At 70.6% G+C, this 22267-nt stretch carries 23 protein-coding genes and 1 pseudogene; 14 read left to right on the top strand and 10 right to left on the bottom strand.

All coding sequences use genetic code 11. From position 1 onward, the window contains the following. Positions 1-12: 12 nt before the first annotated feature. From ACFYYF_RS00120 to ACFYYF_RS00100, 5 genes are all read right to left on the bottom strand, one after another. Positions 13-1185, bottom strand: a complete 1173-nt coding sequence (locus ACFYYF_RS00120) for an acyl-CoA dehydrogenase family protein (protein WP_388769617.1) — start codon at positions 1183-1185, stop codon at positions 13-15. A 113-nt stretch (positions 1186-1298) separates the two neighbouring features. Beyond that, positions 1299-3353, bottom strand: coding sequence for an acetate--CoA ligase family protein (locus ACFYYF_RS00115; RefSeq protein WP_388769615.1), 2055 nt, complete (start codon positions 3351-3353; stop codon positions 1299-1301). Between the two features lies 1 nt (position 3354). Further along, positions 3355-3546 carry a ferredoxin gene (locus tag ACFYYF_RS00110; RefSeq protein WP_388769613.1) on the bottom strand — a complete coding sequence of 64 codons (192 nt, stop codon included), beginning with the start codon at positions 3544-3546 and terminating at the stop codon, positions 3355-3357. A 53-nt stretch (positions 3547-3599) separates the two neighbouring features. Further along, complete coding sequence (locus tag ACFYYF_RS00105; protein ID WP_388769611.1) at positions 3600-4850, bottom strand: NADH-ubiquinone oxidoreductase-F iron-sulfur binding region domain-containing protein; 1251 nt, start codon at positions 4848-4850, stop codon at positions 3600-3602. Next, positions 4847-5254 carry a hypothetical protein gene (locus tag ACFYYF_RS00100; RefSeq protein ID WP_388769609.1) on the bottom strand — a complete coding sequence of 136 codons (408 nt, stop codon included), beginning with the start codon at positions 5252-5254 and terminating at the stop codon, positions 4847-4849. The genes ACFYYF_RS00105 and ACFYYF_RS00100 overlap by 4 nt, the downstream gene beginning before the upstream one ends. A gap of 423 nt (positions 5255-5677) precedes the next feature. Between ACFYYF_RS00100 and ACFYYF_RS00095 the strand changes: the two genes are divergently transcribed. The 7 genes from ACFYYF_RS00095 to ACFYYF_RS00065 all read left to right on the top strand — a co-directional run bounded on the left by ACFYYF_RS00095 (position 5678) and on the right by ACFYYF_RS00065 (position 13803). Beyond that, positions 5678-6853 carry an aromatic ring-hydroxylating dioxygenase subunit alpha gene (locus ACFYYF_RS00095; RefSeq protein ID WP_388769607.1) on the top strand — a complete coding sequence of 392 codons (1176 nt, stop codon included), beginning with the start codon at positions 5678-5680 and terminating at the stop codon, positions 6851-6853. 189 nt (positions 6854-7042) lie between these two features. Continuing rightward, positions 7043-8167, top strand: coding sequence for a spermidine/putrescine ABC transporter substrate-binding protein (locus ACFYYF_RS00090; RefSeq protein WP_388769605.1), 1125 nt, complete (start codon positions 7043-7045; stop codon positions 8165-8167). Between the two features lie 3 nt (positions 8168-8170). Further along, positions 8171-9067 (top strand): ABC transporter permease, encoded by an 897-nt coding sequence (locus tag ACFYYF_RS00085; RefSeq protein ID WP_388769603.1) that lies wholly within the window; start codon positions 8171-8173, stop codon positions 9065-9067. Then, positions 9064-9954, top strand: coding sequence for an ABC transporter permease (locus ACFYYF_RS00080; RefSeq protein WP_388769601.1), 891 nt, complete (start codon positions 9064-9066; stop codon positions 9952-9954). Before ACFYYF_RS00085 ends, ACFYYF_RS00080 begins: the two co-directional genes overlap by 4 nt. 2 nt (positions 9955-9956) lie before the next feature. Further along, the gene (locus tag ACFYYF_RS00075; protein WP_388769600.1) at positions 9957-11027 is read left to right on the top strand and encodes an ABC transporter ATP-binding protein; all 1071 of its coding nucleotides are present in this window, start codon (positions 9957-9959) and stop codon (positions 11025-11027) included. A gap of 30 nt (positions 11028-11057) precedes the next feature. Further along, the gene (locus ACFYYF_RS00070; RefSeq protein ID WP_388769598.1) at positions 11058-12377 is read left to right on the top strand and encodes a flavin monoamine oxidase family protein; all 1320 of its coding nucleotides are present in this window, start codon (positions 11058-11060) and stop codon (positions 12375-12377) included. Beyond that, complete coding sequence (locus tag ACFYYF_RS00065) at positions 12370-13803, top strand: aminobutyraldehyde dehydrogenase (protein ID WP_388769596.1); 1434 nt, start codon at positions 12370-12372, stop codon at positions 13801-13803. Before ACFYYF_RS00070 ends, ACFYYF_RS00065 begins: the two co-directional genes overlap by 8 nt. A gap of 161 nt (positions 13804-13964) precedes the next feature. Here the strand turns inward: ACFYYF_RS00065 and ACFYYF_RS00060 are convergent, their stop codons facing one another. Further along, positions 13965-14192 (bottom strand): FAD-dependent oxidoreductase, encoded by a 228-nt coding sequence (locus ACFYYF_RS00060; protein ID WP_388769594.1) that lies wholly within the window; start codon positions 14190-14192, stop codon positions 13965-13967. A 165-nt stretch (positions 14193-14357) separates the two neighbouring features. On the opposite strand from ACFYYF_RS00060, the pseudogene ACFYYF_RS00055 reads away from it, so the two are divergent. Further along, positions 14358-14492, top strand: a pseudogene (locus ACFYYF_RS00055) (ATP-binding protein); the annotation flags it as partial. Positions 14493-14592: 100 nt separating this feature from the next. Next, positions 14593-14976, top strand: a complete 384-nt coding sequence (locus tag ACFYYF_RS00050) for a barstar family protein (protein WP_388769592.1) — start codon at positions 14593-14595, stop codon at positions 14974-14976. A gap of 13 nt (positions 14977-14989) precedes the next feature. Here the strand turns inward: ACFYYF_RS00050 and ACFYYF_RS00045 are convergent, their stop codons facing one another. Further along, positions 14990-15370 (bottom strand): hypothetical protein, encoded by a 381-nt coding sequence (locus ACFYYF_RS00045; protein ID WP_388769590.1) that lies wholly within the window; start codon positions 15368-15370, stop codon positions 14990-14992. Positions 15371-15584: 214 nt separating this feature from the next. On the opposite strand from ACFYYF_RS00045, the gene ACFYYF_RS00040 reads away from it, so the two are divergent. Next, positions 15585-15986 carry an SMI1/KNR4 family protein gene (locus ACFYYF_RS00040; RefSeq protein WP_388769588.1) on the top strand — a complete coding sequence of 134 codons (402 nt, stop codon included), beginning with the start codon at positions 15585-15587 and terminating at the stop codon, positions 15984-15986. Positions 15987-16366: 380 nt separating this feature from the next. Here the strand turns inward: ACFYYF_RS00040 and ACFYYF_RS00035 are convergent, their stop codons facing one another. Together ACFYYF_RS00035 and ACFYYF_RS00030 are read right to left on the bottom strand one after the other, a co-directional pair. Next, positions 16367-16612, bottom strand: coding sequence for a DUF2630 family protein (locus ACFYYF_RS00035; RefSeq protein ID WP_388769586.1), 246 nt, complete (start codon positions 16610-16612; stop codon positions 16367-16369). Between the two features lie 436 nt (positions 16613-17048). Then, a complete protein-coding gene (locus ACFYYF_RS00030) occupies positions 17049-17495 on the bottom strand; it encodes a hypothetical protein (RefSeq protein ID WP_388769584.1) in 447 nt (148 codons plus the stop codon). Positions 17496-18541: 1046 nt separating this feature from the next. Here ACFYYF_RS00030 and ACFYYF_RS00025 point away from each other — a divergent pair. After that, positions 18542-19408: a hypothetical protein gene (locus ACFYYF_RS00025; protein ID WP_388769582.1), complete on the top strand. Its 867-nt coding sequence runs from the start codon at positions 18542-18544 to the stop codon at positions 19406-19408. Positions 19409-19804: 396 nt separating this feature from the next. Then, positions 19805-20446, top strand: coding sequence for an Imm21 family immunity protein (locus tag ACFYYF_RS00020; RefSeq protein WP_388769580.1), 642 nt, complete (start codon positions 19805-19807; stop codon positions 20444-20446). Here ACFYYF_RS00020 and ACFYYF_RS00015 read toward each other — a convergent pair. Beyond that, a complete protein-coding gene (locus ACFYYF_RS00015; RefSeq protein WP_388769578.1) occupies positions 20418-20636 on the bottom strand; it encodes a hypothetical protein in 219 nt (72 codons plus the stop codon). The two genes, ACFYYF_RS00020 and ACFYYF_RS00015, sit on opposite strands and share 29 nt — an antisense overlap. A gap of 380 nt (positions 20637-21016) precedes the next feature. Between ACFYYF_RS00015 and ACFYYF_RS00010 the strand changes: the two genes are divergently transcribed. After that, positions 21017-21469, top strand: coding sequence for a hypothetical protein (locus tag ACFYYF_RS00010; RefSeq protein WP_388769576.1), 453 nt, complete (start codon positions 21017-21019; stop codon positions 21467-21469). Positions 21470-21752: 283 nt separating this feature from the next. Next, entirely contained in the window at positions 21753-21917 is a 165-nt protein-coding gene (locus tag ACFYYF_RS00005) for a hypothetical protein (RefSeq protein ID WP_361687551.1), read from the top strand. The last annotated feature ends 350 nt before the right edge of the window (positions 21918-22267 follow it).

Below are 22267 nucleotides of genomic sequence, written 5' to 3'. Positions count from 1 at the left end.
GCGTGGGCGGGGTCAGTGCGTGGGGAGAGCCAGCGCGCCGGTGCCGCGCTTGATGAGCTCGTTGGCGATGATCAGCCGCTGGATCTCGGAGGTGCCCTCCCAGATCCGGTCGACGCGCAGCTCCCGGTAGATGCGCTCGACGGGGTAGGAGCGGTCGTAGCCGCGGCCGCCGAAGATCTGCAGGCACCGGTCGGCGACCCGGCCGGCCGCCTCGCTGGCGGCGAGCTTGGCGGTGGAGGCCTTGGCGTGCAGGGTCTTGCGGTCGGTGCCCGGCTGGTCGGCCTCCCAGGCGACCTGGTGGGTGTAGGCGCGGTTGACGGCGATGTCCACCGCGCAGTCCGCGAGCATCCCCTGGATCAGCTGGTACGTCGCGATCGGGGCGCCGAACTGTTCGCGCTCCACCGCCCAGTCGCGGGCCAGTTGCAGGGCCCGCTCCGCGGCGCCGACCGTGCGGGCCGCGATCATCAGGCGCTCGTCGGTGAACCACTCCTTGGTCAGTTCGTAGCCGTTGCCGACGCCGCCGAGCACGTCCTCGTCGGCGACGAAGACGTCGGTGAAGGTGAACTCGGGATGCCCGTTGACGGCGGAGTGCATGAAGCGCGGTACGCGGGTCATTTCGACGCCGGGAGCGGCCTTGTCCACGAAGAACAGCGTGGGCAGCCGCTCGGGGCCCGCGTCGGCCTGCACGAGCAGGAAGTCGGCGATGTCGCCGCAGGTGACGAACCACTTCTCGCCGTTCAGCAGCCAGCCGCCCTCGGTGCGCGTGGCCGTGGAGGTGCCGGAGGACGGGTCGGATCCGGCGCCCGGCTCGGTGACGGCGAACGCGTCGAACCTCTCCCCGCGGATCACGGGCAGCAGGTACTTCTCGCGCTGTCGTTCGTCGCCCTGGGCCAGGACGTTCGCGGGCCGCCAGGGAATGTCCCACAGGCAGTTGGTGGCCTTGCCGAACTCCTCCTCGACGATGACCTGGTCGAGCAGGCTGAGCCCGGCGCCGCCCCATGCGGCGGGCATGTTGATGGCGTAGACGCCGGCGTCCATCGCGGCCCGGGTCAGTTCGGTGACCAGCTCCTGCGGCAGGGGACCGCCGGCCTGCTCGGACTGGTCCTCGTAGCGCATCAGCAGCCGGGCGTAGTCGGCCGCGCGCCGCTTCAGGTCGGACTGTTCGGGGGTGTAGCGCATGTCCATGGTGACCACCTCTTCGGTCGGGGGAGGACGGGGCGGGCGGGGCGCCCGGGCGGGTACGGCGTGTTGCTCGGGCGGGTACAGGGGTGTCGCTCGGGCGGGTACGGGGGTGTCGCTCAGCCGAGGACGGCGCGCGAGTCCAGGGCGAGCGCACCGCGGGGGCCGACGAGGAGCGGGTTCACCTCCAGCTCGGCGATCTCCGGGTGGGCGGCGGCGAACGCGGTGATCGTCTCGATGGCCGCGGCGGCCGCGGCGACGTCGACGGGAGGCCGGCCGCGCACCCCGTCGAGCAGTGCGGCGGTGCGCAGTCCGCGCAGCAGGTCCAGGGCGCGGCCGGCGGTCACCGGCGCCAGGGTGAAGGCGACGTCGCGCAGCGACTCGGCGAGCACCCCGCCCAGGCCGACCATGGCGACAGGGCCGAACCGCGGATCGCGGTTGACGCCGACGATCAGCTCGATGCCGTCGGACAGGTCCGCCATGGCCTCCACGGAGTAGGCGGGCGCGCCGAGCCGGGCGTGCATCTCGCGGAAGGCGGCCAGCACCTCGTCGGTCCCGGCCAGACCGAGGGCCACACCGCCCGCGTCCGACTTGTGCAGCAGGTGCAGGGCCTTGAGCACGTACGGGCCGGGGAACCCGGCGACGGCGGCGAGCAGTCCGGATTCGTCGTGGACCTCCCGGGCGGTGGGGAAGGCGAGGCCGGCCGCTTCGAGGGCCGCGCGGATCCGCGTGTACCCGGTCTCCTCCATCGGCGCGGCGGGCAGGGGGAGGGGGACGATGCCGGGCGCGGTACGGCCGGCCACCGTGGCGGCGAGGGCACGCGCGGCGTCCTCGGTGGCGTCGAAGACGGGGATGCCGGCGGCCGCGAGGGTGCGGCAGCTGGGGGAGCCGGGATACATCGACTGCACCACCAGCGGTTTGGCGGTGGCGCCGTGCCGGGCGGCGATGAGCCGTGCCGCCTCCCGCTCCCCGTCCGCCAGCGCCGTACCGCCGCCGCCGAGACCGCCCTCGGAGGCCGCGTAGCCGCCGAAGTAGCCGGTCATCAGCACGGCGTCGACCTCCTCGGCCGCGAGCAGCGCCTCGACGGTCGCCGCGTACGAACCGGGGTCCTGCTCGCCCATGCCCGCCAGGTCCACGGGGTTGGCGACGGCCGACTGCTCCCACAGCACCTCGCGCAGCCGCTCTTGGGCCGGCGCGCCGATCTCCGGCACCGAGAGTCCCGCGGCCTCCACGGCGTCGGCGGCGATCACGCCGTGGCCCCCGCCGTCGGTGAGGACGGCGACCCGGCGGCCGGCGCCGCGGCGCGGTCCGGCCGACGCGGCGAGCACGACGGTGAGTTCGCGCGGGGTGGCGACCAGTTCCACCCCGGCGTCCCGGCAGGCCGCACTCACCACGTCGGCCGAGGTGGTCAGCGCCCCGGTGTGCGACTGCGCGCTGCGCGCCGAGGCGTCGCCGCGCCCGGCGGTGAGCAGCACCACCGGCTTGCCGGCCACGGCCGCGGCCTCGGCGAAGGCACGTCCGTCCGCGAAGTCCTCGGCATAGACCGCGATCGCCCGGGTGTCCTCGTGCCGGGCGCAGTCCGCGAGCAGGTCGACGAGGGTGACGTCGGCCTGGTTGCCCAGCGACACGAACCGGGAGAAGCCGAGGCCGTGCGGGGCGAAGCGCAGTTGGAGTTCGAGGGCGAGGTTGCCGCTCTGGCTCAGGAGCGCCACGCCGCCGGGCGTGAAGGTGTCGGAGGCCAGGAAGAGGTCCGTCGTGTTGTCGGCGATCCCCAGGCAGTTGGGGCCGACCATGACGGCTCCCGCGGCCCGCACTCGTTCGGCGACGGCCTGCTGGCGTGCGCGGCCGGCGGCGCCGGTCTCCGCGAAGCCGGCGGTGATCGCGACGATCGCGCGTGCCCCGCACTCCAGGGCCTCGTCGACGGCCGCCTCGAACCCGGCGGCGGGCACGCAGACCACGGCCAGGTCGACCGGTTCGCCGATCGCGCTCAGGCTCGGTGCGGCGGTGCGGCCGAGCACCGTACCGCCCCGCCGGTTGACCAGATGGACGGGACGGCGACCGTTCGCGCGGACGGCCTGGGCGGCTATGGCGTGGCCGTACTTGGCGGGGTCGTCGCTGGCGCCGACCACGGCGACGGAGACCGGGTCGAAGAGGGCCGAGAGGTCACGTCCCATGTCACTTCACCAGCCGCAGAGCGGAGTTGGGGCAGGCGGCGACGGCGGCCACGGCGGCGTCCTCGCGGCCCGGCGGCACGGACGTCTCGATCAGTTGCGCGTAACCGAAGTCGTCGAGGTCGATCAGCTCGGGCGCGGGTTCGCGGCACAGGCCGTAGCCCTGGCAGAGAGTGGCGTCCAGCAGCAGTTTCATGGTGCGGCCCTTTTCTGGGAGGGGAGCGGAGCGAGGGGGCGGGGGAGGGCGTGTCAGGGCACGGCCACCAGGAATCGGCGTCCGTCCTCGGGGGCCGTCGCGCCGGTGCAGCCGGGACAGTCCCGGTGTTCGTCGAGACGGTCGGGGAAGTGGGTGAGGAGGCTGGCGGTGATCCGCGCGGCGGCGTCCAGGAGCCCGCAGGCCCCGCGTCCGGGCAGCTGCCCGGACCAGCGCCGCAGCCTGTCCGGCGTGTCCGGGTCGGCCGTGCCGCGGGCGACGGCGGACAGGGCCCCGGCGAGCGCCCCGGTGCCGGAGACGCACACCCCGCACTGCCGGGCGCTCTGGGCGGCGAGATAGGCGGTCGCCTCGCTCGCGACGCCGACCGGACAGTCCCCGGGGTGCAGGAAGTACAGGGCCCCGCAGCCGAGTGCGCCACCGGCGGCGCGCAGCCCCTCCAGGTCGAGCGGCAGGTCCGCCCAGCCCGCGCCGTGCAGTCCGCCGAACAGTCCCCCCAGCAGCACGGCCTCGGCCTTGCCGTGCCCCCAGGCGTCGGCGAGGGCGTCCAGGCGGGTACCGGCGGGGACCTCGGCCAGGGCCGAACGGCCGTCGGACCCGGACAAGGTGACCAGATGGGCGCCGGCGACCTCGGCGGCGGCCTCGGGCCGGGAGTGCAGCAGGGCGACGCGGGCCAGTGTCTCCACGTTGGCGACCAGGGTCGGCGCCCCGCCGACGCCGCGTTCGAAGGGGCGCGGGGGTTTGGCCGTAGGCAGCGCCGGACCGCCGTCGATCCGCCGTACGACCGCGCTCTCCTCCCCGGCGACGTAGGAGTGGGGCGTGCGTACGACGTCCACCCGGGGGCCGGCGGGCCGCTCCGCGAGGGCCCGCAGCACGGCCCGCTCGGCCTGGGCGTCGGAGAGATAGACGCAGCCTCGCCCGGCACCGGTCACGGTGGCCGCCAGGCGCAGGCCGTCCAGCACCAGGTGCGGCCGGTATCGCAGCAGCCAGCGGTCCTTCACGGAGCCCGGCTCGCCCTCCTCGCCGTTGGCCACGACGACGGGCGTGCCGGGAGCGTCGCGGACGGCGCGCAGCTTGACGGCCGCGGGGAATCCGGCGCCGCCCCGGCCGCGCAGCCCCGCCGCGCCGATCCGGTCGAGCAGCGTGCCGGGAGCGGACACCGGCGCGTACCCGCCGGTGGCGAGGTAGCGGGAGGAGTCCTCGTACGAGGAAGGGCCCCCGGCGCTGCCGGGCGGCCGGGCGAGCAGCCCGTGCCGCCCTTCGGGGAGGAGGGAGAATACGCCGGTCATACGGTGCTCCAGTGCTCGCCGCGGCGGGATCTCAGGCGGTCCACCGCGCGTTCCAGGGCCTGTCGCTGGGCCGTGGTCCGGTCGTAGCCGGAGCCGGGCAGGCCGATCAGCATCCGGTGGTGGTCGAGGACCACCTCACCGGCCAGCAGCGCCGGTCCGGGACCGGCCGGCCCCGGCTCCTCGGCGGCGGCCACCACCAGGTCGGTCACCTCGCCCAGGTAGCGCAGCCAGCTTCGCTGCGTGCCGCGCAGCACCAGCCGCTCGACGTGCCGTCTCTCCTCGGCCGCGAGGACCGACGCCGGCCGGCCGGCCGCCGGGGCCCTCAGCGCGGCCACGGCCGAGGGCAGTTCCTGTTCGGGCTCCGGCGTGAGACCGAGCCATGCCAGATGTCGGCGAGCGCTCATGTGCGTGCCTCCGGGGGCGCTCCCCGCTCCCGGCGGGGGAGCGGGGTGGCGCGGCGACGGCGTGACGGGGGTTGCTCCGCCGCTCGCTGTGCGTGGCGGGGAGCCGTGCGGAGTACCGGCCGGGGCCGTGTACCGCGTGACGTGCGGCTGTCCTGATCGGGAGGGCCGGGCTGCGCGGATCGGTGGTCCGCGGGCGGCGGCGACGACCCACCGCTGTCCCTGCGAGGTCGGCCCGTCCGCCTGCAGCGAGACTAACTAACTAATTAGTCAGCCCACAAGCCTTGACTTGCCACCGCGCCGGTCTCAGTCTGACTAACCAATTAGTCAGCCGGATCCCGCGGACCCTCCATGGGGAACCCGCGGCCCATCCCGGTCACAGCCTCACCGCCCATCGCCGCCCCGCGCGGCGCGGAGGAGGACTTCATGAACCCCTCGACCACCCGGACGGCCACCGCGCCGCCCGGTCCGCCGAGCGAGACCCCCGATCACCCCGGCGAGGCCCTGCCCGCCCGCTACTACACGGATCCGGCCGTCGCGGCCGCGGAGACCGAACGCGTCTTCGCCAAGTCCTGGCAGCTCGTCTGCCACGAGTCCGACCTCCCCGGCCCGGGCGCCCGGCTGACGGCCACCGCCGCCGGCCGGGAGGTCCTGGTCGTGCGCACCGAGGACGGCGGCCTCGCCGCCCACCTCAACGTCTGCCGCCACCGCGGAACCCGCCTGGTCACCGGCCCGGAGCCGTCGGGCAAGGCGATCCGCTGCCCGTACCACGGCTGGACCTACAAGCTCGACGGACGCCTCGTCGGCGCCCCCGAGGCGCGCCGTATCCCCTGCCTGGACAAGCCCCGGCTCGGACTGCACCCGGTCAACGTGGAGTCCTTCCTGGGCTTCGTCTTCGTCAACCTCGACCTGGAGGCCACCCCGCTCGCCGAGACCTGCGCCGGGCTCGCCGAAGCCGTCGGCCATTACGCGGGCCCCGGTCTCACCCCCGTCGGCAAGCACCGCATCCACGACGCCGGCGGCGGCGAGCACCAGAACGCCAACTGGAAGGTGATCGTCGACAACTATCTGGAGGGCTATCACGTCCCCGTCGCCCACCCGGCGCTGATGCGACTGCTCGACTACCAGGCGTACACGGTGGACGTCCAGGAGCACTACGTCCTGTTCGAGTCACCGCTGCGGGACAAGCCCTCCTCGAACTGGGCGGAACGCCTCTACCAGCGGCTCGCCACCCCGATGCCCGGGCTGACCGAGGCCGACCGGCGGGTATGGCGCTACGCAGTGATCTACCCCAACACGCTCATCGACTTCTACCCTGACCACGTGCTCGCGTGGACCGCCCTCCCCACCGCCCAGGACCGGGCGGCGATCCCGGGCGCCTTCTACACCCGGCACGGGGAGAGCCTGCGCACCAGGATCGCCCGGCGGCTCAACATCCACATCGGATGGGTCACCAACGACGAGGACGCCGAGTTGGTCGAGCGCGTGCAGGCGGGCCTGTCCACGCCCGGCTTCGAGCCCGGCCCGCTCTCGCAGCGCGAGGCCGCGGTCGGCTGGTTCGCCCGCCGGATCCGCCGCGACCTGGAGGAGGACGGCCGATGACGCCCCGCCGTCCCGCGGCCGGGCCCCACCGGCGCGTCGCACTCCTCCCGGCCGGCTTACCCCGGCACCGCTGACGCACGTCCGTACCTTTCAGACCGGTCTTCACTACGGAGTCACAGGGCCTCCGTGAGCCGACCAGCCGGTCCCGCCCTGGACTGCCGTGCCGTTCCTCGACGGAGAGGACGCTCCATGTCCCCCGAGGTACCACCCTCGACCCGACGCGCCCTGCTCAGGGCGGGCGCAGGCGGCCTGCTCGGCGCCGCGGTCGCGGGCTGCGGGTTCATGCCCGCGAAGACCCCCGACGCCAAGGACCTGGCCCCGCCCCGCGCCCGCGTCGACGGCGATCTCGTCTACTTCAACTGGGCCGACTACGTCGACCCGTCCGTCTTCAAGGGGTTCGAGAAGGAGTACGGCGTCAGCGTCGTCCAGTCGAACTTCGACTCGATGGAAGGCATGGTCGCCAAGCTCAACGCGGGCAACCGCTACGACATCATCTTCCCCAGCGCCAAATGGGCCCAGCGCCTCGCCCGCGGCGGCCGGCTGCGCCGGATCGACCACACGCAGCTCACCCGCGCCAAGGACGTGTTCGGCGCCCACTCCTACTTCGCCGACCCCTGGTACGACCCCGGCTCCGCGCACACCGTCCCCTTCACCGCCTACAAGACCGGCATCGGCTGGCGGCGCGACCGGATCGGCGAGCTGACCGGATCCTGGAAGGACCTGTGGAGCGACAAGGCCAGGGGCAAGGTCTTCCTGCTGGACGACCGTGACGAGGTCCTCGGCATGGGAGCCCTGGAACTCGGCCTCGACGTCAGCACCGGCGACACCCGCGACCTCGACCGCATCACCACCCTGCTGGGCACCCTGCGCCCACGGCTGCGCGGCTTCTCCAGCGACAGCTACAACAACCTGCTCAACGGGAACGCCCTCATGACCCAGGCCTGGAGCGGCGACATGGCCGCCATGCTCAACCAGGCCAAGGACCCCTCCGTGTTCGGCTTCCAGGCGCCCAAGGAGGGGACACCGATCAACTCCGACTGCTACGCCATCCCCTGGAACGCCCCGCACCCCGGCACCGCGATGCTGTTCATCGACTACATGCTCCGGCCGGAGAACGTGAAGAAGAACATCGAGTACATCGGCTACCCCATGCCGGTGGCCGGCTCCGAGAAGATCTACGCCGAACTCGTCAAACCCTTCCCCGAGTGCCTCGTCACCGAGGCCGACCTCAAGGCCGACCTGTTCTTCCGCAACGGGAGCCACGCGGCCGAGGACGCGCGCGACACCGCCTGGACCCATGTGAAGGCGGGCTGAGACATGGCACCGACGCCTCCCCCCTCGCGCCCCCGCCGCGGCCCGGACGCCACCGGCACCCGCATGTGGACCTGGTTCATGCTCCCCGGCACCCTGTGGATGACCGGGTTCCTGATCGCCTCCCTGGTGCTGGTCGCCGTCCTCACCGTCGGCACCACCGACGAACTCGGCAACCCCCGCTTCGGGTTCGACCTCTCCAGCATCCGCGCCCTGGCCGACCCCGCCTACACCGAGGTACTGGCACGCTCCCTCGGCTACGCCCTGCTGACCTGCGTGATCTGCCTGCTGATCGCCTACCCGGTGGCGTACACCATCGCCCTGCACGGCGGCCGCTGGAAACACGCGCTCATCGCCGCGATCGTCGTGCCGTTCTTCGCCAACTATCTCGTCCGCATGTACGGCTGGTCGGTGGTCCTGTCCGACGACGGACCGCTGCTGCGGGCCCTGCGCGCCGTGGGACTGGCCGACGGCGACACGAAGATCCTCAACACCGGCGTCGGCGTGATCGCGGGACTCGTCTACGGATTCGTCGTCTTCATGATCATCCCGCTGTACGCGGCCCTGGAGCGGCTCGACGTCTCCCTCATCGAGGCCGGCCGCGACCTCTACGGCGGCCCCGTGCGGACCTTCCTCCACGTCACCCTGCCCGCCACCCGGCAGGGCGCGGCGGCCGGACTGGTCCTCGTCTTCCTGCCCGCCATGGGCGACTTCGTCAGCGCGCAACTGATGGGCGGACCGGACCAGATCATGATCGGCAACCTCATCCAGGACAAGTTCTTCCAGGGCCAGAACTGGCCGCTCGGATCCGCGCTCACCATGCTGCTCATGCTCGTCCTGCTGGTCGGGATGCTCGGCTACCTCAGGCGCACCCGCAAGGACGAGGCGGAGGCCCGCCGATGACCCAGCTCAGCCCGACCACCGCCACCGCGGCCCCCGCACCCGACCGGCCCGCCGCACGCACCCGCACCCGGCGCGGCCGCGCCGACCGCAAGCCCCGCGTCCTCGTCGCCGTCACCGCGCTCTTCTTCGCGCTGCTCTACCTGCCCATCGCCGTGGTGACGCTGTTCTCCTTCAACTCCCAGAAGTCCCTCACCGTCTTCAGCGGGTTCAGCCTGCGCTGGTACCGCGCCTTCGTCCACGACGACGTCCTGATCTCCTCGCTGGGCACGAGCCTGCGCATCTCCCTGGTGGCGACGGCCGGTTCGATCGTCCTCGGCGTCGCCCTGGCCCTCGGACTGGTCCGAAGCCGCACCCGGCTCGGCTCACTGGCCGGCCTGATCATGCTCGTACCGCTGATCACCCCCGAGATCGTCACCGGCGTCGCGTCGATGCTCCTGTTCAAGGGCCTGGGCGTGACCCTGTCCACCGGCACGGTGATGGTCTCGGAGATCACCTTCTCCATCTCCTACGTCACCGTGATCCTCCGCTCCCGGGTCGCGGCCCTGAACCCCGAGGTGGAGGAGGCCGCGATGGACCTCGGGGCCACCCGCTGGCAGGCGGTCCGCCTGGTCACCCTGCCCGCCCTGCTGCCCGCGGTGCTCGCCAGCGCCGTACTGATCTTCGCGCTCGTCTTCGACGACTTCGTCCTCGCCTACTTCACCACCGGCGTCGACCCCCAGCCGCTGTCGGTGCGGATCTACTCGGCGATCCGCTTCGGGGTGCAGCCCACCATCAACGCCGTCGGCACGCTGATGCTCGCCGGATCCATCGGCCTGATCGCCCTGGCCCTCTTCATTCCGCGCCTGTTCGGCCGCCGCGGCGGCCTCGACATCCTCTCCGGGAGCTGACCATGGACGAGACCCACGCCGTCCGCCTCACCGGCGTCTCCAAGCGGTTCGCGGACACCTACGCCGTCCGCGACCTGAACCTCGACATCGAGGCCGGCCTCTTCTTCTCCCTGCTCGGCCCCTCCGGCTGCGGCAAGACCACCTCACTGCGCATGATCGGCGGCTTCACCGATCCCACGGAGGGATCGGTGCTGCTCGCGGGCGAAGACGTGACCGCGCTGCCGCCGAACAAGCGCAACGTCAACACCGTCTTCCAGAGCTACGCCCTGTTCGACCACCTCAGCATCGCCGACAACGTCGCCTTCGGCCTCAAGCGCAAGGGCGTCGAGAAGGCGGAGATCCGGCGCCGCGTCGGCGAGATGCTGGAACTGGTCCAGCTCGACGGCTTCGCCGCGCGCAAGCCCCGCACCCTCTCCGGCGGCCAGCGCCAGCGCGTCGCCCTCGCCCGCGCCCTGGTCAACCGGCCGGCCGTCCTCCTGCTCGACGAACCGCTCGCGGCCCTCGACCTGAAGCTGCGCCGCCAGATGCAGGTGGAGCTCAAGCAGATCCAGCGCGAGGTCGGCATCACCTTCGTCTTCGTCACCCACGACCAGGACGAGGCACTGACCATGTCGGACCGGATCTGTGTCATGAACGAGGGCCGCGTCGAGCAGTGCGGCACCCCCGAGGACGTGTACGAGCACCCCGCCAGCCGCTTCGTCGCCTCCTTCATGGGCACCTCCAACCTGATGACCGGCACCTACCGCGACGGCGAGGTCACCCTCGACCAGGGCCCCGCCCTGCCCGTCGGCCCCCGGGCCGCCATCGCCGACGGCACCTCGGTCAGTGTCTCCCTACGCCCCGAGAAGGTCTGGCTGTCCGACTTCGAACCGGGCATGTCGATGCTGCGCGGAGTCATCCGCGAGACCGTCTACAGCGGCCCCACCACCACCTATCTGATCGAACTCGCGCCCGGCGTCACCCTGTCCGTGCTGGAGCAGAACACGGCGCGCGCCCGCATGGAGGACCGCTGGAGCGGCGGCGAGACGGTCGAGTTCGGCTGGCGGCCCGAGCACTGCCTCGTCCTCGCCTGACCGCCCCCACCCGATCTGAAAGCGAAACCGATGCATCACGACGTGATCGTTCTCGGTGCCGGGCTGGCCGGGCTCGCCGCCGCCCGGGACCTGGCCGCCGCCGGAACCGACGTACTCGTCCTGGAGGCCAGGGACCGGGTCGGCGGCCGGGTCGAACAGGCCCGCCTCCCCGACGGCCGTACCGTCCAGCTCGGCGGGGAGGTCGTCGGCCGCGCCCATACCGCCTACCTCGACCTCGCCGCGGAACTGGGACTGAAGCTGGTGCCCAGCTACGTGGCCGAGCCCGGCCGGATGGTCCGCGCCACGCCGGAGGGCAGCTCCGCCGGTGAACCGCCGCACTGGTTCGGCGACGGCGACGCGGCCCTCCACGCCAGGCTCGGCGCCGAGTTCGCCGCCCTGGCCGCCACCGTCGACCCCGGCGACCCCTGGTCGCACCCGGACGCGGCCGCCCTGGACCGGCTGTCCGTGGGCGCCTGGCTGCGCTCCCGGCACGCCACCCCCGCCGTCGTCCGCCTGTGGGAGATCGGCCAGCTGGCCCTCGCCGGAGGCTCCTACGAGCGGATCTCCCTGCTGGCCGCACTGCGCAAGAGCGCCGCCGTCCCCGCGTCCGGCCCGGGCGACTACGACTACGACGACTGGGAAGGGCTGCGGCTCGCCGAGGGCTCGGCGACCCTGGCCGAGGTGATGGGCCGTGAACTCGGCCCGCGCGTCCGCCTCGGCTCACCCGTCGCCGCCCTCGACGTACGCCCCGGCCGCTGCACCGTCCACCTCGTCACCGGCGAGGTCCTCACTGCCGGGGCCGTGGTGAGCGCCCTGCCCGTGGGACCGCTGCGGTCCGTCGCCGTCAGCGGCGTGAGCGAGACGCGCCTCGCCTCCCTGCACCGGCAACGGCAGGCGACGGCCGCCAAGTTCGCCGCCGTCTACGACCGTCCCTTCTGGCGCGCGGACGATCTGAACGGCCTCTCCGAGTCCGAGGGCGTCCTCGGCAGCACCTGGCCCCAGAACGAAGGCGTCCTGTCCGCCCTGGTCCCGCCGGAGCGCTACGGCGTCCTGCTGGGCACCCCGCCCCAGCTGCGCATCCCCGAACTGCTCGCCGAGATCGCCGGCCTGTACGGCGACGAGGCCCGCCGACCGCTCGCCTGCTACCTGCGGCTGTGGGGCAGCGACCCCTGGACACAGGGCTACGTCACCCAGTGGCCGCCGGGCGAGGTGATGGCCGTGGGTCCGTCGCACGGCACCCACGAACCCCCGTTCTACGTCTGCGGATCCGACCAGTGGGTCGCCGGATACATGGAAGGCGCCGTCCGCACCGGCCGCGCCGCAGCGAAGGAGGCACTGCTCCGTGGCTGACAACGCCCGCCCGGCAACCGTCCTCAACCACATCGGCGGCAAGGAGACACCCGCCGCGTCGGGCGCCACCCTGCGCCTGATCGACCCGGCCACCGGACGCCTCCACGGCACCGCTCCGCTCTCCGGCACCGACGACGTCGACGACGCCTGCCGCGCGGCCGAGAACGCCGGGCACGTGTGGTCGGCCACCACCCCGCAGCAGCGCCAGGGCGCGCTGCTGCGCATCGCCGACGCGCTGGAGCGGCACGCCGACGCCGTGGCGAGCGCCGAGGTCGCCGACACCGGCAAACCCCGCGCCCTCTTCCTCGCCGACGAACTGCCCGCGATCGCCGACGTGCTCCGCTACTTCGCCGGCGCCGCGCGCAACCTGCCCGGCGCCGCGGCCGCCGAGTACACCCCCGGCCGCACCTCCGTGCTGCGCCGGGAACCCATCGGCGTCTGCGCGCAGATCACCCCGTGGAACTACCCGCTGATGATGGCCGTGTGGAAGATCGCCCCCGCGCTCGCCGCCGGGAACACCGTCGTCCTCAAACCGTCCGACAGCACGCCCTCCTCCGCCACGCTCCTGGCCCGGCTGGCCGCCGAGCACCTGCCGCCCGGTGTGGTCAACGTCGTCTGCGGCGGCCGTGACACCGGCCGCCTGCTGGTCGCCCATCCCGCCGTGCGGCTCGTCGCCCTCACCGGGAGCGTCCGCGCCGGACAGCAGATCGCCGCGGCCGCGGCCGCCGACCTCAAACGGCTCCACCTGGAGCTCGGCGGCAACGCGCCCGTGCTGATCCACGAGGACGCCGACCTGGACGACGCCGTACTACAGCTGTCGTCGCTGGCCTTCTACAACGCGGGCCAGGACTGCACTGCCGCCACCAGGGTCCTGGTCCACCACCGGATCCACGACGCCTTCCTCGACGCCTTCGCCGAACGGGCCGCCCAGCAGGTCCCCGGCGGCCCCGACGACCCGGACGCCGACTTCGGCCCGCTCAACAACGCGGCGCAGCTCGCCTCCGTACGCCGTCTGCTGGAGACCCTGCCCGACCATGCCGAGGTCGTCACGGGAGGCGCGCAGCTGGACCGGCCCGGGTACTTCCACCAGGCCACGGTGGTCGCGGGGGTGCGCCAGGACGACGAGATCGTGCAGAGCGAGGTGTTCGGTCCGGTCGTGACGGTCCAGCCGTTCACCGACGAGTCCGAGGCCTTCGAACTGGCCAACGCCGTACCGCAGGGACTCGCCGCCAGCGTCTGGACACGCGATCACGACCGGGCCATGCGCGCGAGCCGCGCCCTGCGCACCGGGATCGTCTGGGTCAACACCCACGGCACCACGGTGTCGGAGATGCCGCACGGAGGCGTAGGGCACTCCGGTCACGGCAGCGATCTGTCGCTCACCGGGCTGCTCGACTACACGCAGGTCAAGCACGTCATGCTGTGACGGGCCACCCTCGCCCGTCGTCGCCCGACCGGTTCGCGCGGCGCCGCCTGCTCTTGCCGGCGGCGCCCGGCAGCTCGCCCAGGGTGAGCGTCACGGCTGCCACAACGCGGGCCCAGCGCGGTCCGCCGCGCGCGGCCCAGGAGACACAGACACGTCCCTGGTCAGTTCGGCCAGGGTGAACCGTGGATGTGTTCGGCCGGGCGATGCCCCGAGTGCAGTGCGCCGTGCACGGCGGCCGGTCCCTGTCCGCACGTGGCCTTTCCCGTGAAGTGGAGAACTCCGTCGATGGGGCCCGCCATAGCGTCGTGGTCGGCGTGCGAGGAGCCGACGGCGGATGCGGGTAGACGGCACGGGTGTCGGCGGCGGGCATGCAAATACTGCGGACCCACTTCGAGGCCGTGAGTTCAAGGCATCGAGACACCCCTGACGCGGTGTGGGTTGATCCACCGCCGGTGTTCGGCCGGTCCGGCGTTCCCGCGTAGCGTGCCAGCGGCGGTTCTGCGCATTCTCGTTGCCCTGGTCGATCGTGAACAGCACGTCCAGATGGGCCTTGCCGCGTCGGTCTTTTGTGCATCGACGAGCTCGGCTACGTGTAACTCGACCGCCATAGCGCGGAACCGCTCTTCCAGATCCTCACCGAGCGCGAGGAGACGAACGGTGTCGCCATCACCTCCAACGAGTCGTTCGGCAAAGCGCACATGTTCCGGCGAACCCGTGCGAGGTGCTGCCTGAACAGCACGGGTTCAAAACGGATAGGCAGGCCGCCAGGCCGGCCGTAGTCTGCGGGCTGTGACGGTGAGATACGTGGTGGACGGCAGTCAGGTCAAGACGCTGGAGGACTTCTGGCGGGTCGCCGGCGAGAGCATCTGCTGCGGCGGTTACTTCGGACGGAACCTTGATGCCTTCGCTGACTGCCTCCGCGGCGGCTTCGGGACTCCGGACGACGGCGACTTCATGATCGAGTGGCGCGACCACGAAGTCTCCCGCCAGAACCTTGGACACCACGAGGCTGCCCGTCAGCTCGAGATGTGGCTCGCCCGCTGTCATCCGACGAACAAGGACCGCATGGCCGCCAGGCTGGCGGAAGCTCGTGCTGGACGTGGCCCGACCGCCTTCGACTGGCTGGTCGAGATCATCGAAGAAGAACTGCCGGGGGGCCTGCTCCTTCGTTAGCCAGGCGGACTGGTCACGGAGCCGGCAGACGGCCCTCGTCGACCTGGTCGGCGAGATAGATCAGGGTGGCCTGAGGGTCCGTGCCGAAGGCGGCGGCGACGAGCTTGGGGTCCATCGTGTTCACCATGTCGACAAGGCGGGTGCTGCGGATCATCCGGGGCGGGAAGCCGCAGTCGTCGAGGACGTGGGAGAGGTATGCGGTGGAGGCCGGGCTTCGCCCGGCCTTTCTTCCTTTGGTGACCACGACGTGGGGGTTGTCGGTCCGCCATGCCTGGCGATGGTCCAGGCAGCGTTGCAGCACCGTCCATGAGGCGGGATCGAGCGGGACAGGGTGGGGCCGCTTGCCGAGCCGGACCGTTCGGGCCTGCTGGTCCACGTCGTTGACCTGCAGCATTCGGGCTTCTGAGCTGGAGGCGCCATGCGGCAGAGCACAACGGCATCCACACCCTCGCCCTGGTCATCGACGAAGACCAGCCCCGGCCCCTGACCCACTACTGCAACAGCAGGCTGCGCCGACTGCAGGAGCACGACACCGCGCGTGCCCAGACCCACTGATCAGTGCGGCAGTCACCGTCAGCAGGCATGACCAGCCTTGATAGAACGGCTTCATGAGTGCGAACGACGATCAGATCGCGCAGGCCGAGCGGCGCTTCGGAGTCCGGTTTCCCGAGGACTACCAGCGCTTCCTGGCCGCGGAAGGGAGCATCGCCCGGTTCGTTCCCCCTGCGGGCGACTTCTTGATGATCAACGCGGTCGAGGAGTTGATCGCAGTCAATGAGGCCGGTGACTTCCAGGAACGCTTCCCCGGGAGCGTCGTCATCGGAGGAGACGGAAGCCGCGAGCTGCTTGCCTACGACTTTCGGCAGGAGCCCCCGCCCCTTGTCCTGCTCGACGTCTCCGCTCAGGACTGGTCCTCCGCCGTTCATCAGGCACCTTCGTTCTCTGCCCTGCTCGAGCAGTTTCCCGAAACCGGATGGAAATGGGACGATTCCGAACCCTCCCCCTCCTGACGGGTGTCCCTCACGAAGCGACGAGAGGGAGATCCTCAGTAGGGACTCCGTCCCGCACGCTTCGGGCCAGCATCCGCACGACCGCCTTCTACTCTCGGTGAAGACGCGCACCGCGTCGTAGAACTCCTGAGAGAGGACGGCCTCGCAGCCGTCGCAGTAGTACCGATCCCGGACCCGCTGCTCTTCGCGATCGCCGGCTCCGCGCTTGCGCTTGGTGTCGCGCCCGAGGACACCCTGATGATCAGCGATGACCGGCAGGCCGACCGCGGAGCGGCGACGCTGGGATGCGCGGTGCACTCGTCGACCTTCTGCCCATCGCAGACCGCCCGGACGGGCTCCGTCCGGTGCTCGGACTGACGGGCTGACCGGGAGCCCAAAGCTCAGCCCAGATAGCCCTCGACCTGCGACGACGACCTCGGCTGCGCCTCATCCGGGTTCTCGCCGAACTCGGACTTCGCGCGCCGCTGGCGCAGCAGGTCCCAGCACTGGTCGAGCTCGCGCTCCAGCTCCGCGAGGCGCGCGTGCTCCGCGGAGCTGTCGATCTCACCCGCCGCCACGGAGTCACGCAGCCGTCGCTCGTCGGCCACCATCGCCGTGATCCTGCTCAGGATCTGCTCTTGGTCCATGTCCGTACGCCTCCTCGGGGCTCCAGGCCACTCTATGAAGAACCCGAGGTGTCGGCGAGCGAGAGAGACGGCTTCGCGGCGGGGGGCACGGCTCGGCTGCCACCCCTACTCGCCCGACCGCCGCGACGCCTGCCCCAACTGCTACGCCGGGGCACCAGCGCCGTTTCGCGGTGGCGGTGCTGGGCGAGTGCATGGGCTGTCTCGGAAGTCCATGACTGCCGATTGGCTCGAGCTGCTCTGGCGACGGGCCGGTGGCCGCTGACCGCGGCAGGGGAGACTGACCGGCTGCGGGAGCTCGCCGCACTCATCGAGGCCCTCCTGAACGACACGGAAATCGAGGCCCTCCGACTGCCCTGGACCCACTGATCGCGACCTCCCGGTCTGCGATGCGCAGAAATCGAGCGGGCGACGTGGTCGGGGGCCAGCCGCTCGTTGCTCAGCGCCACGGGGCCCAGGGGGCGTCGCTGTACGGTTCGGGTTCTTCCGGGTGGAGCATGCGGCGGACGCAGCGCAGGAGTCCCAGCTTGTTGTCATTGACGGCGGCCATCGGCAGGGCGTTCATGGCGCGGGCGCGTTCTTCGGTGGTCAGGACGCCGACGGTGGTGTGCAGGGTGTCGGGGGCAGGTTCGTCGGTGAGGCAGAGCCAGCCGATCGCGGCGGCAAGGCGGACTTCGGGGGCCTGTGCCCGGTCCTGCCACATCTCGCGGATCCACGTGGTGGCCGGCCGGTGCGGGTGGGCCCGTGTGGTCTCTGCGGTCGCGAGAACCAGGGCGGCCAGGACCATGGGGTCCTGTTCCTTGACGAAGCGGGCAGCGAACGCGGCTCGGACCGTGTGGCCGGGGTCGGCCGCGGTGGCGAGAGCATAGGCGGCGTCGATGCGCACAGCACAGTCAAAGTCGTCGAGGAGGGGCAGGAGCAAGGGGCTCCGGTGGTGATCGCGGCTCGGGCAGCGGCCACCGACCAGCCTGCCGGGTAGCCGGTCACCTCGACGCCGTAGTCGTCGTGCCGGGGGCCGGAGCGGTGGAGGAGGAGTTCGGCGCGGGAGACGACACCGAAGTAGCGGGCGCGGGCCGGTGCGGTGAGACCGTCGAGGGCGACTGTGCGGTGTGGATGGTGCGGGTCGGTGGCGATCCGGATCAGGAACGGGACGGCGAGAGCGGCGGCGGCCCGGCTGTCGTCGGCGCACATGCCGATCAGTACACCCATCGCGTCAAGTGCCGGCTCGTCTTTGGTGCGCAGCAGGCGAACGGCCTCCCGGGCGTCCTCCCCGTGATGGAAGTCCCCCCAGGGAAGGTTGTCGAGGTCGGCTTCGTCGATGTTCTTGGGTCGGATGGTCGCTGTCACGGCCCGGATGTCGAATGGGCCTCCCGCGAACGATGCCAGATCCGTCCCGTCGACCAGAGCCCTGCACATCGCGAACGTCGGATCGGTCCGCCAGCCCCCCACGCCACACCCCCGTCGAATCCACCAGAGATTGGATCATGCGCGCTCCGGACCAGGACCGGTGACCGAACTCGGGGGCGGGGGCGCGTTGCGGTTGCCTCGCGATCTCTGTGACGGTAGGGCAGCGCGGCGACTCACCGCAGTTCGAACCTGTGCTGGAGACGGTCCGTGTGCAACAACTACTGCGGCGAAGTTGTTGGCCTTGACTCAGAGGCGCACCTCTACGGAGAGCATGACAAGCGGGGCATCCACGGCGGCTCGCCGGTCGCCAGCACCTCTGGACCTCCCTACGGCGTAGAGGGTGCGCAGGGCCTTGAAATCGCTTGTACCTAGGTCGGATGTCGAACATGATCACCGCATGACGACCAGAAACGGTCATGCCGTCTAGGCGTCCCGCTCTGCTCTCCACCGCTCGCGCGCCGCCGACCCCCGCTCACCTCAGCCCCCGACGGCCGTGACCGACCGCCCACTCAGGAGAGCTCACTCGTGCAGCAGACCGCCCTCGTTCCCTACGCCCACCTGCCTCAAGGGCACCGCAAGAGCCACGTTCTGACCAGTACCGTCGACGTTTCCGGCACCGCCCACTGGCTGCTTACCGAACGCGCTCCCCAGCCCGGCAGTGGCGTCGTGCCCTTTGATGCGCTGGTCGTTTCCGTCGATCCGGGCGGCAATGTTGAACTCACTGAACTGAGCGCCGTGCGGGCCCGCTGGCCGCACCTGGACCGTCTGCCTGACGGCGGGTTTGTCGTCGCCGCGGCTCGCGCCCGCGGATACGAGGACGCGAACCAGGTCCAGGTCTTCAACGTGCTCGGCCGTGAAACCTCGTCCTTCTTCGTCGGGGACGCCATCGAGCACCTGCTCGTGGACGAGGCGGGCCGCATCTGGGTCGGGCACTTCGATGAGAACCCGGTGGGAATCCGCTGCTGGAGCGCCACGGGCCGACTCGTTTGGACGTCAGACGACGCCGGCATTCCCGGTCTCTTCGACTGCTATGCCCTGAATGTGTCGGGCACCGCTGCCTGGGCATGCCCATACACGGATTTCCCGCTCGTCGAGATACGTCCGGACCGCACCAATCAGCCTGTGATGGTGTGGGCGAACCGCGTACGGGGCTCCCATGCGGTGGCTGTCCACGGTGAGAGGGTCGCGTTCTACGGCGGCTACGGAGAGGAGCGGGACCGACTTGCCCACGGAGAGATCATCGGGACGTCCGTTGAGTCAACGGACGTCGGGCTGCTCACCCTGCCCGATGGCCTTGCCCCTGGCCGTCGACGGGTTGTAGGTCGAGGAAGCAGGATCTATGTTCAGGCCGAGCCCTTCACCACCTGGGGCGTGTTCGACCTCAGCAGCTGATAAGCGCCACGAACGCGCTGGCCCCGCACACCGTGGTTGCGTCGGAAATGGCCGATCTGCCCCTCGACCCCGCCCTTCTCGTGAGCGCAGTCGATGCCGGGCCGGCGGCAGAAGCTCTCGATCCCGACGTGCAATTTGAAGGCGATCCACCGGTCCGTCTCCACTCTGGCCCAGCATGCGTGCGACGGCGGCCTTCGGTCGTAGCGGACCTGGGACACCTTTGATGGGCGGGTCTCGATGTCAAGCCACCGATCGTGGTGAGGGCGGAGCAGGTGTCCAGCCTCACGCGATCTGATCCGATGTCATCGAGGTGCGGCCGGTTTACGGCGAGGTGTTAGTGAAGCTGCTCGGCAGCCTGGGGCGAGCATTGTCAGTGGCCGAGGTGATACTGACGCGATGAAGACGGCCTCCTCCATCGCAGCCAGTTCAGCCGATCCTTCCCTCGCCTGGGTCGAGTCGATGGGCGGGCCCTTGATCGTGGTACCCGTCTCCGTGTTGGACGGATGGCGTGGTTGCACGGAGTTGGGGATGGTCATCGGCGACGGGGAGGTCATGGATGATTACGACCGCGCCTGCTATGTGGACGATCTGGCTGGCGTGATTGCTGTCGGCGAGGAAGGCATGCGCGGACTTGTTTTGGCAGACGAACCTGCCGCCACCTGCTATCTGCCGGAACACCAAGCCTTCGTCCGCTGGCTCGGAGCCGACTCCGAGGCCGACCTGATCGCCGCAGCCAAGACGGTACTGACCGACCCCACCACCCGATGGGATGAGTGTGGCGTCTGGGAGGCGGACGGCCCGGCAGTACTCATGGATTCTGTCTCCGCCGGAGCCGAGCTGGACATCGAGTATCCCAACGGCGGAGGGCTGCCGGAGCAGGCCCCCGTCCCGATACCACCAGGCCGCTGGACAGTCCGCGCGGTCCACACTTCCCCCAACGACGACACCACGGTCGGCCTGGTCCAACTTCTGCCCTCTGACGGACAGCCATGCTCAGCGGGGCAGGAGATCAGGACGCTTCCTTGTCAAGCCGGCTGAGAAGTCCGTCAAAGATCTGATCGCGTGGGACCTGGCCCTTGGCCGCCGCGTCGTCTCGCTGGCGTTCGAGGGCGGGGCGGAACTTGATCGGGGTGACGAAGAGCGTGCAGGACTCGCAGTTCGCGGTGCACACCGCCTGGCGGTGCGGGTCGAGGTCGAACGGCTCGATATCGTCGAAGGCGTCAACCAAGTCACGCCCTCGGGGGAGTTGCGGGCGGCAGGCGGCCGTCGTGGCTAAGCCCTTCGCGGCATACAGGGTGGGCCACGACGTCGCGCGCGACGTATCCGATCGTTTCCATGAACTTCCCGGTGCGACTGAGGCCGGCAGGGGTGCGGCGAGGCATACGTGCGTCTGACGGGTCGGCGCACTCGGCTCGATGGGGCTGACTGTCGTCGGCCGAGCTTCGCGCACGTGGGTCTGAAGACACGGCTGTGACGCACGGGGTGCAGGAGGGACTCTCATGTGTCGCTATGGAGGAGCACGCACACCGCTGCCCAACCGTCACGACTGCCAGCCATCGAGCGCGCCATGAAGGTAGCGTGACGGCCGTTACATATGGAGGGGTCGGCATGGCATTCATCTCGAAGAAGAGCCCAGAGCAACAGGCGCAGGCGGCCGCGGAGAAGGAGCGCAAGCGGCAGGAGGCAGAAGAGAAACAGCAGGCCGAGCGACTCGAACGCGACCGACGGGCTTTCCTGTCCACACCCGTGGGTCAGGCGCGCCAGTGCTTCGAGGAGGGGGGCCTCGTGTACCAATGCTCAATCGACGTCATGAGCCAGCAAGCGGTCATCGTCGCAATGGTTGGCAGCACGACCACCAAGCAGACGACGGATCCCGTAGTCGTCCTCAACGCCGTATGCCGAGAGGGCTGGGAGCTAGTGAACGGTTCCTTCGTCTTCGTGGAGCAGGGGCAGCAGAGCCGCGACAAGTTCATGTCGTCCGGTCAGAACGTCGCCATCAAAGGTGAAACCGTGGGCTACTACCTGTTCAAACGCTGCGAAGCGAACCGCCGCGAATCTTGACCGACCGCCGACACCCGCGCAGCATGACGCACAACGTGCCGCCCGGATCACCATCCGGACAGCGCGTCACACAGGGCGAACGTTGCTTGATGCGGCACTAGCTAGTGACGGTCGACGGGCGAGGCAGAGACCGTGCGTCGCCGTGCAGAGTCGATCAACTCTTCTGCGGAGCGGTGGGGGCAGAGGCGCTACGGGTGAACCCGGCTTCGGCGTAAAGGCCGCAAGCTCCATCGCAGCCTGGGACACTGCTCAGCCATCGGTCGCGCGACGTATGGAGGAATCCGTGGAAAAGCCTCATCCTGCATGGCTCGCAACGGTCGCTGTCCTGCTGTTCGCCTGGTGGTTCTTCATGTCGTTCCTGATCGGGATCCTGTCCACGAAGGAAGCACTGATCTCCGGGCTGATCGGTGTTGCAGTCCTGATGCTGGGCGGCAGCCTCAGCTCGTAGAGTGCGCGCCGCACCGCCTGCGCCGCAGCGACCGCAGACTCCGGCTGTACCTCGGTCGACGCCTCGCCAACGCCACCCGACGCACCTGCGAGGCTGGCACCCGCTGATGAAGTTCCGCCCCTCAACTAAGAGGTCGTTTTCATCTGTCTTGCCTGGTTATTAGGCGATTCTCTGGGTGATGGATGGTGGTGCAGGCGAGTTCTTGGGGGCTGTCGATGTCTCTGGGTTGTGGGAGGTTATGGATGGGGCAGAAATGGTCGCAATCCTGTTTCATCCCAGGACGCCCGGTCCTCGAGGCTGTGTGCTTCGAGCGCCGATTCGGTGCGACTGGGCGCATTCACTTCGAGGCG

This window comes from Streptomyces sp. NPDC001914 (assembly GCF_042891215.1).
Classification (GTDB): Bacteria; Actinomycetota; Actinomycetes; order Streptomycetales; family Streptomycetaceae; genus Streptomyces.
Note: the sequence above shows the minus strand (reverse complement) of the source record. Positions and strands in the feature narration are given on the sequence as shown.